15 protein-coding genes are annotated in these 18,842 nt (G+C 70.8%); 9 read left to right on the top strand and 6 right to left on the bottom strand.

From position 1 onward, the window contains the following. Window positions 1-3: 3 nt before the first annotated feature. The 7 genes from IPK71_13390 to IPK71_13360 all read left to right on the top strand — a co-directional run bounded on the left by IPK71_13390 (window position 4) and on the right by IPK71_13360 (window position 6,325). Window positions 4-2,385, top strand: a complete 2,382-nt coding sequence (locus IPK71_13390) for a molybdopterin-dependent oxidoreductase (GenBank protein MBK8214727.1) — start codon at window positions 4-6, stop codon at window positions 2,383-2,385. Continuing rightward, the gene (locus IPK71_13385; GenBank protein ID MBK8214726.1) at window positions 2,382-3,329 is read left to right on the top strand and encodes a hypothetical protein; all 948 of its coding nucleotides are present in this window, start codon (window positions 2,382-2,384) and stop codon (window positions 3,327-3,329) included. The genes IPK71_13390 and IPK71_13385 overlap by 4 nt, the downstream gene beginning before the upstream one ends. A gap of 237 nt (window positions 3,330-3,566) precedes the next feature. Next, window positions 3,567-3,890, top strand: coding sequence for a hypothetical protein (locus IPK71_13380; GenBank protein ID MBK8214725.1), 324 nt, complete (start codon window positions 3,567-3,569; stop codon window positions 3,888-3,890). Beyond that, window positions 3,887-4,258: a hypothetical protein gene (locus IPK71_13375; protein MBK8214724.1), complete on the top strand. Its 372-nt coding sequence runs from the start codon at window positions 3,887-3,889 to the stop codon at window positions 4,256-4,258. The genes IPK71_13380 and IPK71_13375 overlap by 4 nt, the downstream gene beginning before the upstream one ends. 64 nt (window positions 4,259-4,322) lie before the next feature. Then, window positions 4,323-4,565 (top strand): molybdopterin converting factor subunit 1, encoded by a 243-nt coding sequence (gene moaD / locus IPK71_13370; GenBank protein ID MBK8214723.1) that lies wholly within the window; start codon window positions 4,323-4,325, stop codon window positions 4,563-4,565. A gap of 1 nt (window position 4,566) precedes the next feature. Further along, a complete protein-coding gene (locus tag IPK71_13365; protein ID MBK8214722.1) occupies window positions 4,567-5,565 on the top strand; it encodes a radical SAM protein in 999 nt (332 codons plus the stop codon). Between the two features lie 340 nt (window positions 5,566-5,905). Next, entirely contained in the window at window positions 5,906-6,325 is a 420-nt protein-coding gene (locus IPK71_13360) for a hypothetical protein (GenBank protein ID MBK8214721.1), read from the top strand. 51 nt (window positions 6,326-6,376) lie between these two features. On the opposite strand, the gene IPK71_13355 is transcribed toward IPK71_13360, so the two are convergent. The 5 genes from IPK71_13355 to IPK71_13335 form a co-directional block, all read right to left on the bottom strand. Further along, a complete protein-coding gene (locus tag IPK71_13355; GenBank protein MBK8214720.1) occupies window positions 6,377-8,044 on the bottom strand; it encodes a serine/threonine protein kinase in 1,668 nt (555 codons plus the stop codon). Then, window positions 8,041-10,635 carry a hypothetical protein gene (locus tag IPK71_13350; GenBank protein ID MBK8214719.1) on the bottom strand — a complete coding sequence of 865 codons (2,595 nt, stop codon included), beginning with the start codon at window positions 10,633-10,635 and terminating at the stop codon, window positions 8,041-8,043. Before IPK71_13350 ends, IPK71_13355 begins: the two co-directional genes overlap by 4 nt. Next, window positions 10,632-13,217: a hypothetical protein gene (locus IPK71_13345; GenBank protein ID MBK8214718.1), complete on the bottom strand. Its 2,586-nt coding sequence runs from the start codon at window positions 13,215-13,217 to the stop codon at window positions 10,632-10,634. The genes IPK71_13350 and IPK71_13345 overlap by 4 nt, the downstream gene beginning before the upstream one ends. An 11-nt stretch (window positions 13,218-13,228) precedes the next feature. Further along, complete coding sequence (locus IPK71_13340) at window positions 13,229-14,956, bottom strand: PEGA domain-containing protein (protein MBK8214717.1); 1,728 nt, start codon at window positions 14,954-14,956, stop codon at window positions 13,229-13,231. A 133-nt stretch (window positions 14,957-15,089) separates the two neighbouring features. Then, complete coding sequence (locus IPK71_13335) at window positions 15,090-15,704, bottom strand: hypothetical protein (GenBank protein ID MBK8214716.1); 615 nt, start codon at window positions 15,702-15,704, stop codon at window positions 15,090-15,092. Window positions 15,705-15,813: 109 nt separating this feature from the next. Here IPK71_13335 and IPK71_13330 point away from each other — a divergent pair, with 109 nt between their 5' ends. Together IPK71_13330 and IPK71_13325 are read left to right on the top strand one after the other, a co-directional pair. Further along, the gene (locus IPK71_13330) at window positions 15,814-16,386 is read left to right on the top strand and encodes a peptidylprolyl isomerase (protein MBK8214715.1); all 573 of its coding nucleotides are present in this window, start codon (window positions 15,814-15,816) and stop codon (window positions 16,384-16,386) included. Window positions 16,387-16,494: 108 nt separating this feature from the next. Continuing rightward, window positions 16,495-17,130, top strand: coding sequence for a hypothetical protein (locus IPK71_13325; protein ID MBK8214714.1), 636 nt, complete (start codon window positions 16,495-16,497; stop codon window positions 17,128-17,130). Window positions 17,131-17,156: 26 nt separating this feature from the next. On the opposite strand, the gene IPK71_13320 is transcribed toward IPK71_13325, so the two are convergent. Then, window positions 17,157-18,791 carry a ribonuclease J gene (locus IPK71_13320; GenBank protein ID MBK8214713.1) on the bottom strand — a complete coding sequence of 545 codons (1,635 nt, stop codon included), beginning with the start codon at window positions 18,789-18,791 and terminating at the stop codon, window positions 17,157-17,159. Window positions 18,792-18,842 lie beyond the last annotated feature (51 nt).

Genomic DNA, 18,842 nt, shown 5'->3' with positions numbered 1-18,842 from the left:
GCGATGGTCGCAGCGATCGCAGCCGCCGACGAGCTGGCTCGCCCCGCCAAACGGCGCCTCGCCGTCGCCGCCGAAGAGAAGGCGCCCACCCCGGACGGGGTCCGCTGGGACAAGGCACCGTGTCGCTTCTGCGGTACAGGGTGCCATGTCCAGGTCGGCACGAGGAACGGCCGCGTCGTCGCCATCGCGGGCGACCGCAAGGCCGAGGTCAACAAAGGTCTCCTGTGTGTCAAGGGCTATCACGTCGGCCTCGCGCTCTACGGGAGTGACCGACTGACGAAGCCGCTCCTACGGAAGAACGGGAAGCTCGAGCCGATCTCCTGGGAGCAGGCGCTCGACATCGTGGCGAAGCGCATCGCGCAGAACCCCGCGGGCTTCGCCTTCTACGGCAGTGGCCAGTGGACCATCCCCGAGGGATACGCGGCCCTGAAGCTCGTCAAGGGCGGCCTCGGCACGAATCAGATCGAGGCCAACGCGCGGCTCTGCATGTCGTCCGCCGTCACCGGGTTCATGGCGACGTACGGGGTCGACGAGCCCGCCGGCTGCTACGACGACCTCGATCGCTGCGACGTGCTCATCACGTGGGGAAACAACCCCGCCGAGATGCACCCGGTCCTCTTCTCGCGGTTCATCGACCGGCGAACACGAGGCGAAAAGGTCACCCTGATCGAGATGGGCACGCGCCGAACGAGGACCAGCCAGTTCGCCGATAAGTCGCTCACCTTCAAGCCGCACACGGATCTCGCGATCGCCAACGGAATCGCCCACCTCCTCCTGACGAACGGAACGTTCGACAAGGACTTCGTCGAGAAGCACTGCGGCTTCCGCGGGGAGGACGAGAAGAAGACCCTCTACGGAAAGGCCATTACGTTCGAGGAGTACAAGGCGCGTATGGCGGAGTATACCCCCGAGAAGGTCGAGCAGATCTCGGGGGTCCCCGCGAAGGAGATCCGCGCGCTCGCCGATCTCTTCGGGCGCCGTGACATTCGCATCACGAGCCTGTGGTGCATGGGCTTCAACCAACACACCAAAGGGACGGCCATCAACGCGCTCGTCCACGGCATCCACCTCTTGAGCGGGCACTTCGGGAAACCGGGAGATGCCCCCACGAGCCTCACGGGGCAGCCCTCGGCCTGCGGAACTGTGCGCGAGGTCGGCACGCTGTGTCACCTCCTGCCGGGCGGCCTCGCCGTCGCGAACGCCGACGACCGCAAGGAAGCCGAGCACGTCTGGAACGTGCCCCCCGGGAGGGTCTCCGACAAGATCGGGTACCACACGGTCGAGATGTTCCGACGCTTCTCGACCCCGAAGGACAAGGGCGGCGACATCGACACCGTGTGGGTGCAGACCACGAACCCGGGGCAGTCGCTCCCGAACGTCCACGCCCTCTTCGAGCCGAGCCGCAAGATCGAGGGTAAGTTCCTCATCGCGTCCGACGTGTACCCGACGGCGACCACGCGCGCCGCCGACCTCGTGCTTCCCTCGGCGCTCTGGGTCGAGAAGAACGGCATGTTCGGCAACTCCGAGCGCCGTACCCAGCAATGGTTCAAGATGGTCGACCCGCCGGGAGAGGCCCGCGCCGACGTCTGGCAGATCATCGCCGTAGCGAGGAGGCTCTTCGAGCTCGGTTTCGCCGGCATGAAGGACAAGGACGGTCAGTTCCTCTTTCGCTTCACCAAGGACGGCAAGGAGGTCCCGGTGTGGGACCACCGGCGCTTCTTCGAGACCAACGTGGACGAGGCGCTCTTCGACGAGTACCGCCACTTCTCGACGCACCACCGCAAGGATCTCGCGCCTTACTCCGAGTACGTCAAGGCGCGCGGGCTCCGGTGGCCCGTCGTGAAGCAGCCCGACGGGACGTGGCAAGAGACGAAATTCCGATTCTCCGAGGGGGAGGATCCGTACGTCCAGAAGGGCAAAGGCGTTCAATTCTATCAATCGTTCACCAAGGACGATCGCGCGCAGATCTGGTTCCACGCGTACGAGCCGCCACCCGAGGGTCCCGACGGCGACTACCCGTTTTGGCTGTGCACGGGCCGGGTCATCGAGCACTGGCACACGGGCACTCTCACCATGCGAATTCCGCAGCTCCAGCGCGCGATGCCCGAGGCCTACGTCGAGCTCCATCGCGCCGACGCCCAGCGCCTCGGGATCCATGACGGCGAGGTCGTCACCCTCGAGACACGACGGGGCCGACTCGACCTCCCGGCCTGGATCGACGGCCGTGGCTCACCGCCCGAGGGTTCGCTCTTCGTCCCCTTCTTCGACGAGCGCCTCCTCGTCAACGAGCTCACGCTCGAGGCGCACGATCCGTTCTCGAAGCAGCCGGACTACAAGAAGTGTGCGGCCCGCGTGCGCAAGCGCGTCGCGAGGCCCACGCCATGAGCCCGGACGACGAGGACGACCTCTCCCCGAGGCCGCTACTCAGACCGTTGACGCCGCCACCCCCGAAGGAGCCGCGCCCCGCGTCGCGTCCGAGCCTCCTCCAGGGCGACGACGGCGATCCGGCGCGGCCTCCTCCGTCGCGTTCGACGCTCCCGCCGCCCAGCGCGCCGCTGCTCGCCTCCCGGAGGTCGGTCCACGTCCTCGGGGTCATGGGCGTCGCCGTCGCCTTCGTCGGGTTCTTCACGGGTATCGCTCAAGAGCGAGACGAGACCAAGCGCTACGAGCCGCCCGAGACGGTCGCCACGGCGCCGGCGCCCGGGTACAAGCAACTTCGCGCCGAGCGGCGAGGTCCCAACGCCAAGCTCTACGAGGGCGCTTTCGAACGCCTGGGAGTCGCACTCCCCACTCCGCGCGACGAAGTTCCTCCGCAGTCCGAAGAGGACCGCGCGCGCGTTCTCGCCAATCGGTCCGCGATTCGCGCCTACGACGGCGCGCCGCCGACGATCCCGCACGCCATCGAGGGGCGCTCGACCTACGAGTGCCTCGTCTGCCACGAGAAGGGAGCCGTCGTGGCCGGTAAGCGCGCGCCGGCGATGAGCCACGAGCGCCACGACTCCTGCACGCAATGCCACGTCGCCGCGGGAGGTCCGCCGCACGAACCCCCACCTCCGCTCACATCGAGCACGTTCACTGGGGCGGCGCCCGCCCCCGGTGGCTCTCGCGCTTGGCCCGGCGCCCCCCCCGTCATTCCTCACACGACGTGGATGCGCTCGCGCTGCACGAGCTGCCACGGCGTCGCCGGTGCGCTCGGCATGCGCTCGACCCACCCCTACCGAGAGAGCTGCCAGCAGTGCCACGTCCCCTCCGCGACCCTCGATCAGCGGGCCCCACGGCTCGCTCCCACGTCCACGCGCCCCCCGGAGAATCCCACCCATGAGCCGTGATCGACGCCTAGGCCGCAGCGCTCTCTTCGACGTCTTTCGTTCGAAAAATCGTGAGGCGGACGAGCCGCTCCGTCCCCCTCGGACATTCTCCCTCGTCGATTTCTACGCGGCGCGCGTGCCTCGGGGCGAAGTCACCCGCGACATCCCCACGTTCGCGCTACGCCCGGGCCTCCCCGAGGTCGCCACCGTGCCGCCGTTCGCGGATCCCGTTCCGCCGGAAGAACCGAGGAGAGCGTGATGACGACCTCCGATGTCGAGCTGGCGCCCCTCCAGATCGCCGACCTCGATCCCGCGCGACTTCGAGACCTCGCGACCGACGTGGCGGCCCTCGGCGAAGAGCTCGAGGTCCGGGTGAAGCGGCGCGAGGGCTACGTCGACCCCGAAGCGCGGCGCGGGCTCGACGACGCCGTCGCGGAGCTCTTGTCCGGAGGCGCGATGGCCGTGCAGCTTCGCTACCGCTTCGACGGGCGCCTCTATTGGGACACCCTCCTCGCCATGCCGCACGGGTTCCGGCTCGTACGAACGGACGTCACCACCGCGATGGGAAAGGACTCTCCATGAAGCTCCGTACACGAGGGCGCTCGATCCGCCTGCGTCTCACCCGAACCGAGGTGGCGCGGCTCGCCGCCGGCGAGCGCGTCGAGGAGCGCGTGCCTTTCGGCCCCGGCACGGCGCTCGTCTACGGCATCGGACCGGGAGAGGTCCCCACGGTGGAGGCTCACCTCGACGGGGCCCACGTGCGCGTGGTGGCGCCTCTCGACGTGATCTCCACGTGGGCGAGCTCGGACGCGGTCGGCTTCGACGGCAGGAAGGACCTCGGAGACGGCACCTTCCTGACCATCCTCGTCGAGAAAGACTGGAACTGCCTCACGTCCCGCCCGGGCGAAGAGGACGTCGACACCTTCCCCAACCCGAGCGCATCGTGCTGAGATCCGAGACGACCGACGGCGCACGCGCACGCGAGAACGTGAGCTCTCGGAGGCGCCCGTGAAGGTGTCCGTCCTGTTCTTCGCGGTCACGAGAGACCTCGCCGGGGCGCCCGAGGCGACGCTCGACCTCTCGGGTGAGGCGCCTACGGTCGCGGATCTCGTCGACGTGCTCGAGCGCACCTACGCCGAGCTGCGCGGGCGGATGTCGGCGGTTCGCATCGCGAAGAACGAACGATTCGCGAGGCTCGACGAGCGCCTCCACGAGGGCGACGTGATCGCGCTCGTCCCGCCGGTCTCGGGTGGCTGAGGTGCGCGCGCTTCCTGTCTTCGACGCGCCCCCGAACCGGCGCGCCGAGCCTCGCTCCGTCCGGCTCTCGCTCACCGACCGCTGCGATCTCGCGTGCGTTTACTGCCGCCCGAACAAGCGCGATGGCTACTCCGAAGAGACGCTTGACCTCGCCGCGTTCACCGCGCTCCTCCAGGGGCTCTACGCGGGTGGTGTTCGGCGCGTCCGCCTCACGGGCGGTGAACCGCTGCTCTCCCCCATCGTCGTCGACGCGGTGCGGGCACTCCACGAGGTCGGGTTCGACGACGTCGCCCTCACCACGAACGGCACACGCCTCGCCAAGCTCGCCGCGCCCCTCCACGCGGCGGGGCTCATGCGCGTCAACGTCTCGCTCGACACGCTCGATCCCGAGCGGTTCGCCCGCCTCACGCGCGGAGGGCGCCTCTCGACGGTCCTCGCCGGCATCGAGGCCATGGCCGCGCTCCCGTTCGCCGAGACGAAGCTCAACGTCGTCGTGGTGCGCGGAGAGAACGAGGACGAGCTCGAGGCGCTCGCGCGCTTCGCGTGGGACCGGGGAATGACGCCGAGGTTCCTCGAGATCATGGGAGTCGGAGAGGGAGCGCGGATACCCCACAAGCTCGTTCCCTATGCGGAGCAACGCGCGAGGCTCTCGGGCCTGCTCGAGGCCGACCACGGAGCGAAGGACGTCGACCGCGGGCCCGCGAGGTACGTGCGCGCGCGCCCCGAGCATGGCCCGCGCCGCATCGGTTTCATCACGGGTACGACGGACACCTACTGCGACGGGTGCGACCGTCTGCGCGTCGCAGCCGACGGCACCCTCCGCCCGTGCCTCGCGACGAACGACGGAGTCGCGGCAGGCGCCGAGGCAGCACGAGGCGACCTCGCCGGGGTACGCGCACGCCTCGCCGAAGCTTGGACCGCCAAGCCCGACGGGGTGACGTTCCGCGGGTGCACGGAGCCCTCGGCGCGGGATGTGTCGATCCGGAGCATCGGCGGATAGCCTCGTCGCCGCGCGGGTGGACCGGGTGACCAAAGGGGGCGCGGCGAGGGAGTCTCCCTTGGAGCGGCCCACCTCACGCGGCGGGGACCGTTCGCGCAGGCCCCGTGTACGGTCGCGGCGTCGGTGCGACCGGGCGGCCGAGCCCCTCGACACGCCCGCTCCGCCCCGTCGCCGGTGACAAGACGGCAAGCCTGTCGGAGCTCCCCGAGGCTCCCCGAAGAAAAACGACATCGGGGTCGACGGACACGAGCCGATCGAGACAATGGGAGTCTCGATGAGCCTCTCCTCTATCCTCCCGCGGCCCCCCCGAACCGCCGCATTCCTTCTTACTTTCGCGGCCTTGGCCACCTCGGCGGGGACGGCCCACGCCGACGAGCCGGCCCCTCCCGCGAAGACCGAAGCGCCCGCCAAGGCCGAGCCCAAGCGCTCCGCCGGCATCACGGTGCACGTGGTCGAGGGGGCCCGCGTCCTCGTCGATCGCGCCGACGCCGGGCGCGCCGAGCCGGGACAGCCCTTCGAGCTCACGCTCCCCCCCGGCGACTACACGGTGAGGGTCGTCTACGACGGCGGTGGGAACGAGGAAGCGAGCGCCAGAGAGGCGCGAAGGAATCGGTTCATACCGGCGGGGTTGTCGGCTCGCGATCGAATCCGTCGACCTCTCCAGACGATTTTCCGAGAGGGACCGAGGGGGCCGACCCTCCAGCGGCGAAGCCCCGCGGACGGGCACGGCTCACGGAGCCACCGTCGTTCAACCTCATGAAATCGTTCGGGTCACGGCCTCGTTCCGGCGCCGGAACAGCGGCTCTCCCGGTCAGAAATTGCGGTTGATCGTGGGCTCGCCTCCCCCGGGGGCCGGGGCGGGAGCGGCTGGCTTCGGGGCGGCGGGGGCGTTGGCCACGTTGCCCGCGGCGGGGGTGCTCGGCTTGCCGGCGGCGGCACGCACCGGAGCCGCCACGGGCACGTCGACCTTCGACGGCACCGCGCCCGCTTCGGAGAGGACCACGTCGGCGCTCACCGTCTTGCCCTCGGCCTTCACGTCGACCTTGCGATGGCTCCCGACGGGCCCTTTGAGCTCGACGACCCCGCCCTTCGAGGCCACGAGCTCCCCGTCGACGAGCACCTCGGCTCCCGGAGGTGTCACCGTGAGCGTGCTCTTCACGAGCACCACGACCTTCTCGGTCACCTTCTCGACGACCGACGGCGGCGGCGCCGGAGCGACCTCGGACGGCGCCGCCTTCGGGGCCTCGGGAGCCGCGGTGACCTTCGCGTCGGCCTTTCCCTTGAGGGCCATGCCTCCCGCCACGATGCCCACGACGGCGACCGCCGCGATCGCCGGGAGCACGAACGCGGCCTTCTTCTTCGGCGGCGGCGTGACGCTGGAGTCCCCGAGGCCGGGCCCCGTGGTCGCCGCCACGGCCAGCGCCGTCTGCGCCATGTCGGACACGGGCGCCCCCGACTTCAGCACGATACGGGGCCCCTGCGAGTCGGTCGAGGTGCCCGCACGCGGCGCGACGCTCGCCTTCTCCGCGTCCGACAAGGCCACGAGCATGTCCTCGCGGATGGTGATGTCCCGGCCCGTGAGCGCGACGATCGCGTCGTACATCTCGGTGGCCGTCGTGAAGCGGTGATCGGGCGCGCGAGCGAGCGCCTTGTGCACCACCGCGGCGATCTCGGACGAGACCCAAGGCGCGCGGTTCTGCAAAGGCTCGGCGTCGTCCGAGCAGAGAGAGACGATGAGGTTGCCGATGGTGTCGCAGTGATGGTTCGGCGTCGTCCCCGCGAGCGCCTCGTAGAGCGCCACCCCGAGCGACCAGATGTCGGCGCGCGCGTCGAGCGCCTTCGAGCCCCGCGCCTGCTCGGGCGACATGTAGAGCGGCGAGCCGATCATCGAGCCCGTCCGCGTGAGCTTGTGGTCCCCGCCTTCGGCGAACGGGTCCGCGCGCACCTTGGCGATGCCGAAATCCAGAAGCTTTACGATGATTTCGCCGTTGTCGCGCCGCGCGAGGTACGTGTTCGCCGACTTGATGTCGCGGTGGATGATGCCCGCGTCGTGGGCGCGCTGGAGGCCGAGGCAGGCCTGCGCCGTGATTCGGAGGGCCAAGTCCGGAGGGAGCACGCCGAGCCTGTGAATGAGCTGCCCGAGGTCCTCCCCGGAGAGGTACTCCATCACGAGGTACGGGTTCTTCGTGGCCGCGTCGATGCCGCTGTCGAGCACCTGCACCACGTACTGCGAGTCGATGGCGCCGCTCGCGCGGGCCTCACGCTGGAAGCGCGTGACGATGCCCTCCTCGCGGGCGAGGAGCTCCGACACGATCACCTTGAGCGCGACACGACGGCCCGTGACGAGGTGCACGGCCTCGTACACGGCGCCCATGCCGCCTTCGCCGAGCACGCGGACGATACGGTACTTGTCGTCGATGATTTGGGCGTTCGGCGAGGCCCCCCCGTCGCTCGAGACCGCAAAACCGGGCCGTGTCATGCCTTGTGCGCGACGCGACGTCGCCTCCGAATGGACGATGCCACCACCGCGGTGGCAAAGACCAAGGTAGCGCCTTCCGGGCCGCCGGGCGAGGTCGTGCAGCCGCCCGGGGGCGCGGGCGGCGCGATGCACTGGCCGTCCCCGCTGCACACGAACGGCGCGGCGCAGTCGGCCACGTCACGGCAGGCCGTGCGGCACTGGTTCGTGCCCTCCTCGCAGCGGTACGGGAGGCACTCGGTCGCGGTCTTCCCGTCGGGCGCGACGATCGCGTGCGCGCCGTCGCATTTGGCCGAAGGCTCGCATTTTCCAGCCTTGCAGGCGAAGAGCGACCGGCAGTCCCCGTCGACGGCGCACGTCGTCTTGCACGTGGCCGCGTCGGCGCACGCGTAGTTGCCGGGGCACGCCTCGGCAGCGAGCACCTTGCACGCCCCGGCCCCGTCACACGCCGAGGGAGTGCGTACTCCGTCTTTGCACGCCGTCCCGCAGCCGACCTGGGGCGACGGGAACCGGCACACGTCGCGGCGAACGCCGTCGCACGCACCACCGCACGACGAGCCGTCGCTCGCGCAGGGTCGATTCCCGCGCGGTCTCCCGGCGACCACGTCGCAACGCCCCTTCACCGCGCCGTCGCAGGCCTCGCACGCCCCCGAGCACGCCGAGTTGCAGCACACGCCGTCGACGCAGTGACCGCTCGCGCACTCCCCGCCGGCGCCGCACGTTTGGCCGTCCTTCTTCTTGCAGGCGCCCGAGGCGTCGCACGTCGACGCGCGCGCACACGTGTCCGCGTCGTCCGCCGAGCGCACGGGCTCGCACGCGCCCGTCCCCGCGACGCACGCGCGGCACGCACCGGTGCACGGCCCCTGGCAGCAAATCCCGAGGTCGCACAGACCGGAGCTGCAGTCGTCGTTGCCCACGCACGCGGCGCCGGGCGCGTTCACGCCGAGCCGCTCGATCGCGTCGACCCCGTTGCCTCGGCGGTCCTCGCGTCCGTGCCCGCCGCTCACGACGAGCACACCGCCGTTCACGAGCACGGCCTTGTGGTTCGCGCGGCCGAAGTCGAGCGCCGGCGCCGTAGCGAAGCGCCCCGTCGCGATGTCGTACTTCTCGACGAGCGCCGTGCCGATTCCGGCCGCGAACCCGCCTGTAACATACACGTACCCCGACGGCATGAGAGTCGCGTCGAGGCCCGGTCGCGGCTCGATCATGGATCCCGTCGCCGAGAACTGCCCCGTGGCCGGGTCGTAGAGCTCCGCGCTCGCGGTGGCTCCTCCGACGACGAGCACCTTCCCGTTCGGCAGGAGAACGGCCACGTGCCCCGTGCGCGCGGTCGTCATGCTCCCGGTCGCGGTGAACGCCCCGGTGGCGCCCGTCGCGGGGTCGTAGAGCTCCGCGCTCGCCGTGTTGCCGCCCGTGACCAGCACCTTGCCGTTCCCGAGGGGCGTCGCGGTGTGCCCGGTGCGCGCGGTCGTCATGGCCGGCCCCGGGGCGAACGTGTTCGTCGCCGCGTCGTACAGCGAGGACGCCGCGACTCCACCGCCCACGACGAGGATCTTGCCGCTCGCGAGCCGGATCAGCTGGGCGCCACTGTGGGGCGTACCCATGGGCCCGGTCGTCGTGTACTGGCCGTTCGACGGATCGAAGAGCTCGGGGGTGCCCCCCACCGTGAGCACCTTGCCGTTCGGGAGCTCGACCCCCGAGCGCCCCGCGCCGCGCTCGTCGGCACCGCCCATGTTCGCGATGGAGTCGGTCACGGGATCGTACAGGTGGACGCCGGGCACCGAGCGGCAGGCCTGCGAGTCGCAGGACTCCCCGTAGCCAAAGACCACGCGGCCGGAGGCGAGCCTCAAGGCGACGTGCCCGATGCGGGAGACCTGCGAAGCCGATCCCAACCACCTCGGATCGAGCAGGGCCGGGTACGACACGCCCTCCCAGTGCACGTGCATCGTACACACGTCGGCTCCGGGCCGAACGACGGGCCTCCCCCAGGGCGGCGTTGGGCTCGTGTCCACCGCGCACCCGCGGACCTCGAACCTCGCCGCGACACGCTCGCCCCGCGCCCCTACGACGTACGGCGGATCCATGCGGAGGCGAGGCGCACCACCCGCGTCGAGGACCTCGAGCCCACCGCCTACCGCGCGGAGCCCCGCAGCGCGACGCACGTCGAGCGAGTACACGACCTCTTCGCCGCGCGGCGGCGAGGGGAGCGCAAGGAAGTCCTCCACCCCGTGCGAGAGGGGCCGCACCGCGTAGCCCGCGCCTGCATAGACGGCGACACCGTCGACGTCCGACCGAGACGACGCAGCGAGCCCCGGCATCGCCACCCCCACGGCGACCCCCGAGCGTGTGTCCTCGAGCTCCATCACCCCGGACGCGACCCGGGGGAGCGCGACACGCAGGGACGTGGCCGCGGAGCTTCCTCCACCGACGACGCCCGGGAACCGCGCCCTCGTCGTGCTGAGCCATGTCTCGGCCCGCGCGCCCTCGGCCGCGCCAGGCGGAGGCGCCTCGTCGTGCTCGGTCGCGCACCCTCCGACGAAGGAGAGCGCCGCCGCGAACGCCCCCACGAGACCTGCGAGCTTGGGAGCCCTCATCGCTTGCGCCTCCTCACGAGCGTCATCCCCAAGGCCGCGGCGAGCGCCACGAGCCCACCTTCACCACCACCCGAGCCCGCCCCCGTCGCGCAACCCTCCAAGGGCGCCTGCGGAGGGAGCACGCAGCGTCCGTCGGCCGAGCACACGTTGGGCTCTGCACAATCGGCCACCGAAGCGCACGACGTGCGGCAGAGGCCACCTTGTTCGCAGGTGTACGGCGCGCAGTCCACGACCTCGCGCCCCTTCGTTACGAGGGTGCCCTTGCAGAGCGCGACGGGGTTGCACACCTTGCCCTCGCAGCGGTACCCGTCGAGGCAGTCCGCGTCCGAGGCGCACTCGGTCTTGCACGCCGTCGCGCTCGCGCACACGAAGTTGCCCGCGCAGCTCTGGGGCGAGCCGCGCAGACACGCGCCCTTGCCGTCGCACGTCGAGACGGTCTCGAGCTTCTCGCCGCACGAGCGACCGCACACGGTGACGGCGCTCGGGTACGAGCACACCGTGGTGATGCCGTCGCACGTCCCCCCACACGTCGTGTCCCCCTTGGCGCAGCGCGGTCTCTGGGCGTGTGGCTCACCCGCGACGGGGACACATCGGCCCTCGCGCCCACCCACGTCGCACGCCTCGCACTGCCCACCGCACGCGCGCTCGCAGCAGAACCCGTCGATGCAGAAGCCGCTCGCGCAGTCTCCAGCGGACGTGCACGCGTTGCCGTTCTTCTTCTTGCATGCGCCGGCCGCGTCGCACGTGAGGGCGCCGGTGCAGTCGTCCGGATCGTCGGCAGAGATCACGGGGACACACGCGCCCGTCCCCGGAGAGCACGTCTTGCACGGGCCCTTGCACTCGGCGGCGCAGCAGGTGCCCTGTTGGCAGTAACCCGAGCGGCAGTCGTTCCCCGCGCGGCACTCGATGCCCTTCTCGGTGGGCGACCAGATCTCGGAGTTGCGGATGCCGAAGCTGCGTTTGTCTCTCCCGCCGTCGGCGAGCACGTCGCCGTTCGGGAGGGGCGAGAGGCCGAACCAGGTTCGAATGAAGGTGAGCGGCGTGTCTTGGGCGAAGGTGCGCGTGTCCGGATCGAAGATCTCGACGTCCCCCACGGGGACCCCGGCCACCTCACCACCCGCGACCATCACACGCCCCGACGCGAGCCTCACGGCGCGCACACGTTCGCGCGGCTGGGCGAGGCTCCCGGCGACAGAGAACTGGTTCGTCGCGGGATCGTAGAGCTCCGCCACCGTGGTGCCACCACCGGCGAGCAGCACGCGCCCGTCCGTGAGGCGCACGGCCGCGTGGGCCGAGCGCGCCGCCATCATCGGCCCCGCGGTCGGCGCGAACGTGTTCGTCGCGGGATCGTAGATCTCCGCCGACGCGAGCTTTCCGCCAGGGCCTTCCCCTCCCGCGACGAGCACCTTGCCCGACACGAGCAAAGTCGCCGTGTGTTTGCCGCGCGCCGCGCCCATCACGCCCGTGGGCCCGGCGTTCGTGGGCGAGCCGGGGTTCGCCTCGTCCACGAGCAGCGCCGACGCGGAGGGCGTCCCGAAGACGAACCCGCCGAGCACGAGCGCCTTGCCGTTCCCCAAGATGGTCGCCGTGAGGAAGTCCGCCGACGTCACGCCGTCCATCGGCGTGTCCGGCATCTGGCCCGGAACGAAGACCTGCACGCGGCTCCACCCGCCGCCGACGGCGAGCACCTTTCCGCTCGGGTACTGCGCGAGGGCGGGGTTCTGGCGCGCGTTTCCGAGATCGTTGCTCGCCGCCCACGTGCGGGTCGCGGGATCGTAGATCTCGCACTGCGGGAGCGGTCCGTTCCCCATTCCGGCGCTGTCGCGACGTGTCCCGCCGACGATGAGCACACGCCCCCCGGTGAGCGCGATCGACGCGTGATCGTAGCGCCCCACGATCGGAGAGCCCGTGCCTTGCCAGCTCGGATCGACGACGGCAGGGTACCCCGCGTCGTCGAGCTTCCAGGTGACACGCAACCCGCACGTGGATGCCCCGGGCGCAAGCACGGCGCGATCGCGAGGATCCGAGGCGTGGGTGTCGACCTTGCAGCCCTCGACGGAGAGCGCCGCCGCGTGGTGCGCCCCCTTCGCGTCGACGACGTACGGCGGCACGACCCGAAGCCGAGGAGCGCCCTTCGTGTCGAGCACCTCGAGCACATCCCCGACGAGCCGGAGCCCTGCGGCCTTCGAGACGTCGACGTCGTACACGAGCACCTCGTCGGCCGGCCGGGCGTCGAAGAAGACGAAGTCTTCCATGCCGTCGGTCGTCGTCACGCGCGCGAGGTCAGCGCCACGGTACGCGGCCCGGTGAAGACGCACACCGCCTACGTCGGAGCCGCGCGTGTCGCTCGCGCCGCGCAGCGTGACACGCACGGCGACGCCGCTCGCCGCGTCTCCGATGGCGACCGCCCCCGAGGCGAGGGCGGGCAAGACCGCATTGGATTCGGACACTTGCCCGCCCACTCCGAGCGCCGTGAGGGCGGCCCTCCGGGCCTCGGGGGGCGGAGGAGCGCCGTCCTTCGGGGACGCGCACCCCACGAGGCCGACGAGGGCCACGACCGGCAAACACCGAGGGAGGAGCATCGCGGGGCGCATCAGAAGTCGTACCGCACGCCGACGCTCGGCGCGAGGAAGAGGAGGAACGAGCCCAAGGTCTGCTGCTCACCGAACGTCGCGAGCCCGTCGCCTCGCCCCACGTTCGAGGTCGAGATCGTCGTGCCGTCGCTCCACGTGGCCTTCTTCAGCGCCGCCATCACCAGCACCTCCATGCCGAACGTCACCTCGAGGTTCTTCGCGATCGACTTGGCGATGCGCGCCTCCGGGGCCACGTAGAAGTACGTGGCCGACGAGCTCGTCTTCGCGTCGACCGTGTAGGGCTCGCCCGCGAGGTTCGTGAAGGAGCCCGAGCGCGCGTCGGTCACTTGGCCGAGCCAGATGCCCGCGCCCACGCGGAGGAGCAGAGGCCACCCACCGCGCCCGTGGTACTGCGCCGAGCCGCCGAGGGTGATGCCCGAGAGGCGCAGCGTGTCGTCGACGGTGCCGCGGTTTCCGGCACGGCCTCGCGGCGTGAGCACGGCCTCGCGGTCCGAGATGGACGAGACGGCGAAGAGGTACCCCGCGTCGATGCCCGCGCCGAACCCGCTCGACGTCTGGTATGCGCCGTGGAGCACGCCATGAAAGCCGAAGGGCACGCCCTGCGAGCACGCTCCGGTGCACGCGTCGGAGAGGTCCGCGCCACCGCCCGCGACGAGGCCGATGGGGAGCGCCGCGTCGAGCTCGAGCGCGACGCCTGCGTTCGGGAGCCCCAAGGCCTTCGGATCGGGAGAGAGCTTCACGGCCGCCACGGCCGGTTTTCCGCGCTCCACCGAGATCGCGATCTCGTTCGGCAAGAACCCCTCGGCCGAGGCCCGGACCCTATGTTTTCCGGGCCGAATGCGCCCCTCCCATCCGCCGCGACCGAGCTCGACGCCGTCGAGGAACACGGCCGCCGAGGCCGGCGTGGGCACGATGCGGATCTGCGCCGGCAGCTCCTCGGCGAGCAGGTTGAGCGACGCCACCTGCCCGAGCTCCACGTTCGGGCGCACGGGCACGGTGCCGACATTCCCCTCGCCGCGCAGGTACACCGTGTGCTCCCCGGGCGCGAGCACGCCGTCCCACGGGGTCTTCCCCACGGTCGCCCCGTCGACCACGACGTCGAGGGCCTTGCCGGTCTGCTCGGCCACGTTGAGGCGACCGCCCGCGGTGAGGGCCGACATCTGGGGTTTGACCGTGACGGCCTGCATGCCGGCCACGTCCACGCGGGCCTCGAACGGCATGTACCCGTCGGCCGACACGCGGATCGTGTGTGTGCCCGCGCCGACGCGCAGCGGCGCCGCGAGGGGTAGCGTGCCACGCTCGCGCCCGTCGACCACGACCTTCGCTCGCGCAACTCCCCCTTCGATCGAGATCGTCGCGACCGAGGCCTTGAGCTGCGAGAGCTCACGCTCGGCGACCTGCCGCTCTTTGGTCTCGAGGTCGGGAAAATCGCGGAGCAAGGCCTCGTACATCTCGAGGGCCTCGTCGAAGCGCCCCGTCTTCCGCAGGCACACGGCCGCGTTGTACGTGTTCTTCGACGTGGAGAGCGCCGCGCGCGACGCGAGGAACTCGACGAGCGCCGCGTCCCACTCGGACCTGTCGACGTGATCCACCCCGCGCTCGAAGTGCGCCCTCGCCTCGGCGCGGCGAGGATCCTCCGCCGGAGCATCGGCGGCGAACGCGGCCCGAGGAGCGGCCTGGGTGAGCACCAGAGAGAGGAGTGTGCCGAGGACGAAACGCGTACGCATAGGCCGATTCGCTCCACCCTAGCGCTTGTCCCCACGGCAACGCAGCACAAGAATTCTCCGGCGCGAACAGATCCTTCGGAGCGCCAACGTTCCGCCGCGTCGGTCGGTTCGCGGGTGGTCGTTCGGGCGACCGTTACTCTTCGAGCGCCACGACGCGGGCGGCAGTGCGGACGCGCTCGGCGTAGCCCGGGCTGTCGGCGCGATCGCGCAGCACGACCTTGCCTCGCCGGTTCACGACGAGCGTCGTGAACGACGAGATGCCGAGCGGCTGCACGAGCGCGGGCCCTCGGTCGCTCACGAGGGACGTGTCGAGGTGGTAGCCCTTGGCCCACGCCGGAGATGCCTCGCCGTACGACACGTTCACCACCGGCAGCGCGAAGGCGAGCTCACCGGCGTCCGCGAGCCTCTTGTGGGCCTCGAAGGCGGGCATGCAGTCTGCACACCCCTGGAGCCAGACGTGCACGACCATGCCTGTTTTCCCAGGGATCGCCACGGTGCCCCCGGGGCCCGAGAGCGTCGCCGAGACCACGCCCGAGGGCGCCGCCGAGCTCACGAGCGCCGCGGCCTCGAGCGCCTTGGCCTCACGCCGCGCGACGAGCCCGACGTGAAAGAGCACCCCCATCCCGAAGCCCACGCCCAAGAGCACCGCGGCGACGTGGGCGCGGCGATCGGGAGCGATCGTGACGTCGAGCGTCGAGCCTCGGTACGGGCCCACGGGGTGCGTCGGGTCGTCGCCTCGGGTGACCATCCTCCGAGCGTAGCGCAGGCGTACGCAAAAGGCGCCGCGGCGGCGGGAGCATCGTGTAGCCTCCCCGGCGCGGGTCCCGAGAGGCCCGCGAAAGACAGAGGAGAGACCCATGGTAGCTGCAGCGTTTCCGCCCATCGAAGTCCCCGGCCAAGGCCAGCTCTACGCCCGCTTCGTCACGTCGATGGGCACCATGGTCGCGCGCCTCGAGGAGCACCGCGCGCCCAACACGGTGAAGAACTTCGTCGGCCTCGCCATGGGCACGCAAGAGTTCCAAGACCCGAAGACCGGCAAGCCCACGAAGCGCCCCTACTACGACGGTCTCATCTTCCACCGCGTGATCCCCAAGTTCATGATCCAGGGCGGCTGCCCCATCGGCCAAGGCACCGGCAACCCCGGCTACCGCTTCGCGGACGAGTTCCACCCCGAGCTCCGCCACACGGGCTCCGGCATCCTCTCGATGGCGAACTCGGGCCCCAACACGAACGGCTCGCAGTTCTTCATCTGCGAAGTGGCCACTCCGCACCTCGACAATCGGCACTCGGTGTTCGGCCAGGTGTTCCTCGGCAACGACATCATCCCCAAGATCACCAACACGCCGACGGGCCCCCGCGACCGCCCCATGAAAGACGTCGTCCTCCAGAAGGTCGAGATCTTCCGCAGCGAGACCGTCCCCACGGCCTGACTCGATCCGCGCGTGAAGGCGAGCGCCGCGCTCCTCCGGGGGCTCGGCGCTCGTTCCTTTTCGTGCGAGGGCTTCCGTCACGAGGCGCGCGCTCGTACGCTCACGCGGGTGTCGACGCCCTACTACCTCATCGCCCACAAGCTCCTCCCCTCGAAGGCCGCAAAAGAGCCCGAGACGCTCTTCCGCATGCTCTCCGGGCCCGACTGGTCCACCTTCTTCGCGATGATCGGCAGTGTGCTCGGCGTGCCGGTGCGCGGCGTCGGGGTCGAGGGCGTGGTCCAGGGCAAGGCCGTGCACGTGCGCGACGGGGTCGAGATGCTCGCGGTCTACTTCCCCGAGCCCGCGGGCCCCGGAGAGCCGTATTTCGCCGTGCTCGCGCGCAAACAGGGCACGACGCGCCTCCGCTCCTACGTCTTCGAGAAGGGCATCTCCGAGCCGGGAGAGCCCCTCCGGGTCATCATGGCCGAGTGGCGTGTCGAGGGTGAGTCGTCGATGCGCATTCGCATGGACGAGTCCCCCGACGCGTCACTCGACGCGTGCCTCACGCGCGCCGCCAGCGTCTTCCTGGCCGACAAGGGAGACGAGGCCCCCCCGCCCATCGCCGCCCTCGCGAGCCACGTCGGCGCCGCGCCCAAGACCGGCGGGGGCGCGCGCATCGCGGTCGTCGTCGCGGTCGGGCTCTTGGTGCTCGCGATCGTCGCGGCCTTCTTGCTCTCGGGAGGGGACGGGCATCGGGTGGGGTGAAGGATTCTGGCCCTCTCCCCTTCCCCTCACACCCGCAGGACGGTCGCGAGCACCACGGGCCTTCGCCCCATGACCTTGGCGGCGACGCGGCGGGCAGCGAGGCGGACCGTCTCCGCGATGCGCTCGTCCGTGTGCGGAGGGCCGAGCGCCGCGAGCGCCACCTCGATCTCGCGCCCCACGTCCCGCAGGAAACCCGGGTGGCCCGGATCGACGACCCCACGCGCCACGACCGCGGGAGGCCGCGCGAGGGCCCCGCGCTCGTCGACCAGCACCGTGACCGCGACGACGCCCGACGACGCGAGCGCCTTGCGATCCGCCACCGTGGCCGAGGTCACCTCGGCGTGCGCATAGACCCGCACCCGCCCCGCGCGCACGCTCTCGCCGCGCCGGAGCCCGCCCTCGCCGAGCCACGCCGTCTCGCCGTTCTCGAGCAGCTCCGTGTGACCGACCCCGGCCGCGACCGCGAGCGCGCGGTGCCGGTCGAGCTGGACGCGTGTACCATGCAAGGGAATGAACGCGCGCGGCCGGACGAGCTCGATCATGCGGCGCTGCTCGTCGCGGTAGGCGTGCCCGCTCACGTGGAGATCACGCGCGGTCCTGTGCGTGTGCAGCGTGATGCCCCGACGGAGCAGCGCGCTCTTCAAGGCGTACACCTCGGGCTCGTGGCCCGGGATGACGCGGCTCGAGAACACGACGGCATCCCCCGATTCCAGAGCGAATCCGGGCACTTCGTCGCGTGAGAGCTTCCCGAGCGCGGCCATCTCCTCGCCCTGCGTGCCGGTCGCGAGCGCGAGCACCGAGCGGCGCGGAAGCTCCCGCAGGCGCTCCACGGGGAACGTCGCCTCGGGGCCCCAGTCGAGGTACCCGGCGTCGCGCGCGACGCGTGTGTGCGTGCGCATGCTGCGACCGAGCAGCACGATGCGCCGGTGGGTGCGCCGCGCGATCTCTCCGAGGAGCCGGAGCCTGTGCGCGTTCGAGGCGAAGAGCCCCACGACCACGGCCCCCTCCGTCTCGGCGACGAGCCTCTCGAGCGCGGCACCGACGATGCTCTCGCTCCCCGACGAGCCCTCCGTCTCGGCGTTGGTCGAGTCGCTCAGGAGGAGCTCGACGCCCGCGTCGCCCACCGCGCGGAGCCCCTCTTCGTCGAAGTGCTCGCCGTCCGGCGGGTCGTCGTCGAACTTGAAATCCCCCGTGTGGACGATGGTGCCGCGCGCCGTACGAATGGCGATGGCCGTCGCGTCGGCGATCGAGTGCGTGACCCGGAAGTGCTCGATCTCGAACGGACCCACGCGGTAGGGCTCGCGTGTCCCCACCTCGACGAGGCGCGCGTGGCCGAGCACCTCGTGCTCCTTGAGCTTCTCGCGAACGAGCGCGAGCGCGTACGGCGGCCCGTACACGGGCACGTCGAAGCGCTTCAAGAGGTACGGGATGGCCCCGATGTGGTCCTCGTGCCCATGCGTGACGACGACGCCGGCCAAAGGCATCTCGTCCAAGAAGGCGAAGTCGGCATGCACCACGTCGACGCCGAGCTCGGCCTCGTCGAACGTCACGCCGCAGTCGACCACGATGGCGCGCCCCGCGTGAACGAACGCGAGACAGTTCATGCCCACCTCGCCGAGCCCCCCCAAGGGCACGATGCGAACGTCGGACGATGGGCTCAAAAGGGCTACCTTCGGGAAAAGTGCGCGGAAAATGCCTGTTTTTCGCGCGAA

Source organism: Myxococcales bacterium (genome assembly GCA_016712525.1).
In the GTDB taxonomy this organism is placed as follows: Bacteria; Myxococcota_A; Polyangia; order Polyangiales; family Polyangiaceae; genus JAAFHV01.
This window is presented reverse-complemented; position numbering and strand designations above follow the sequence as displayed.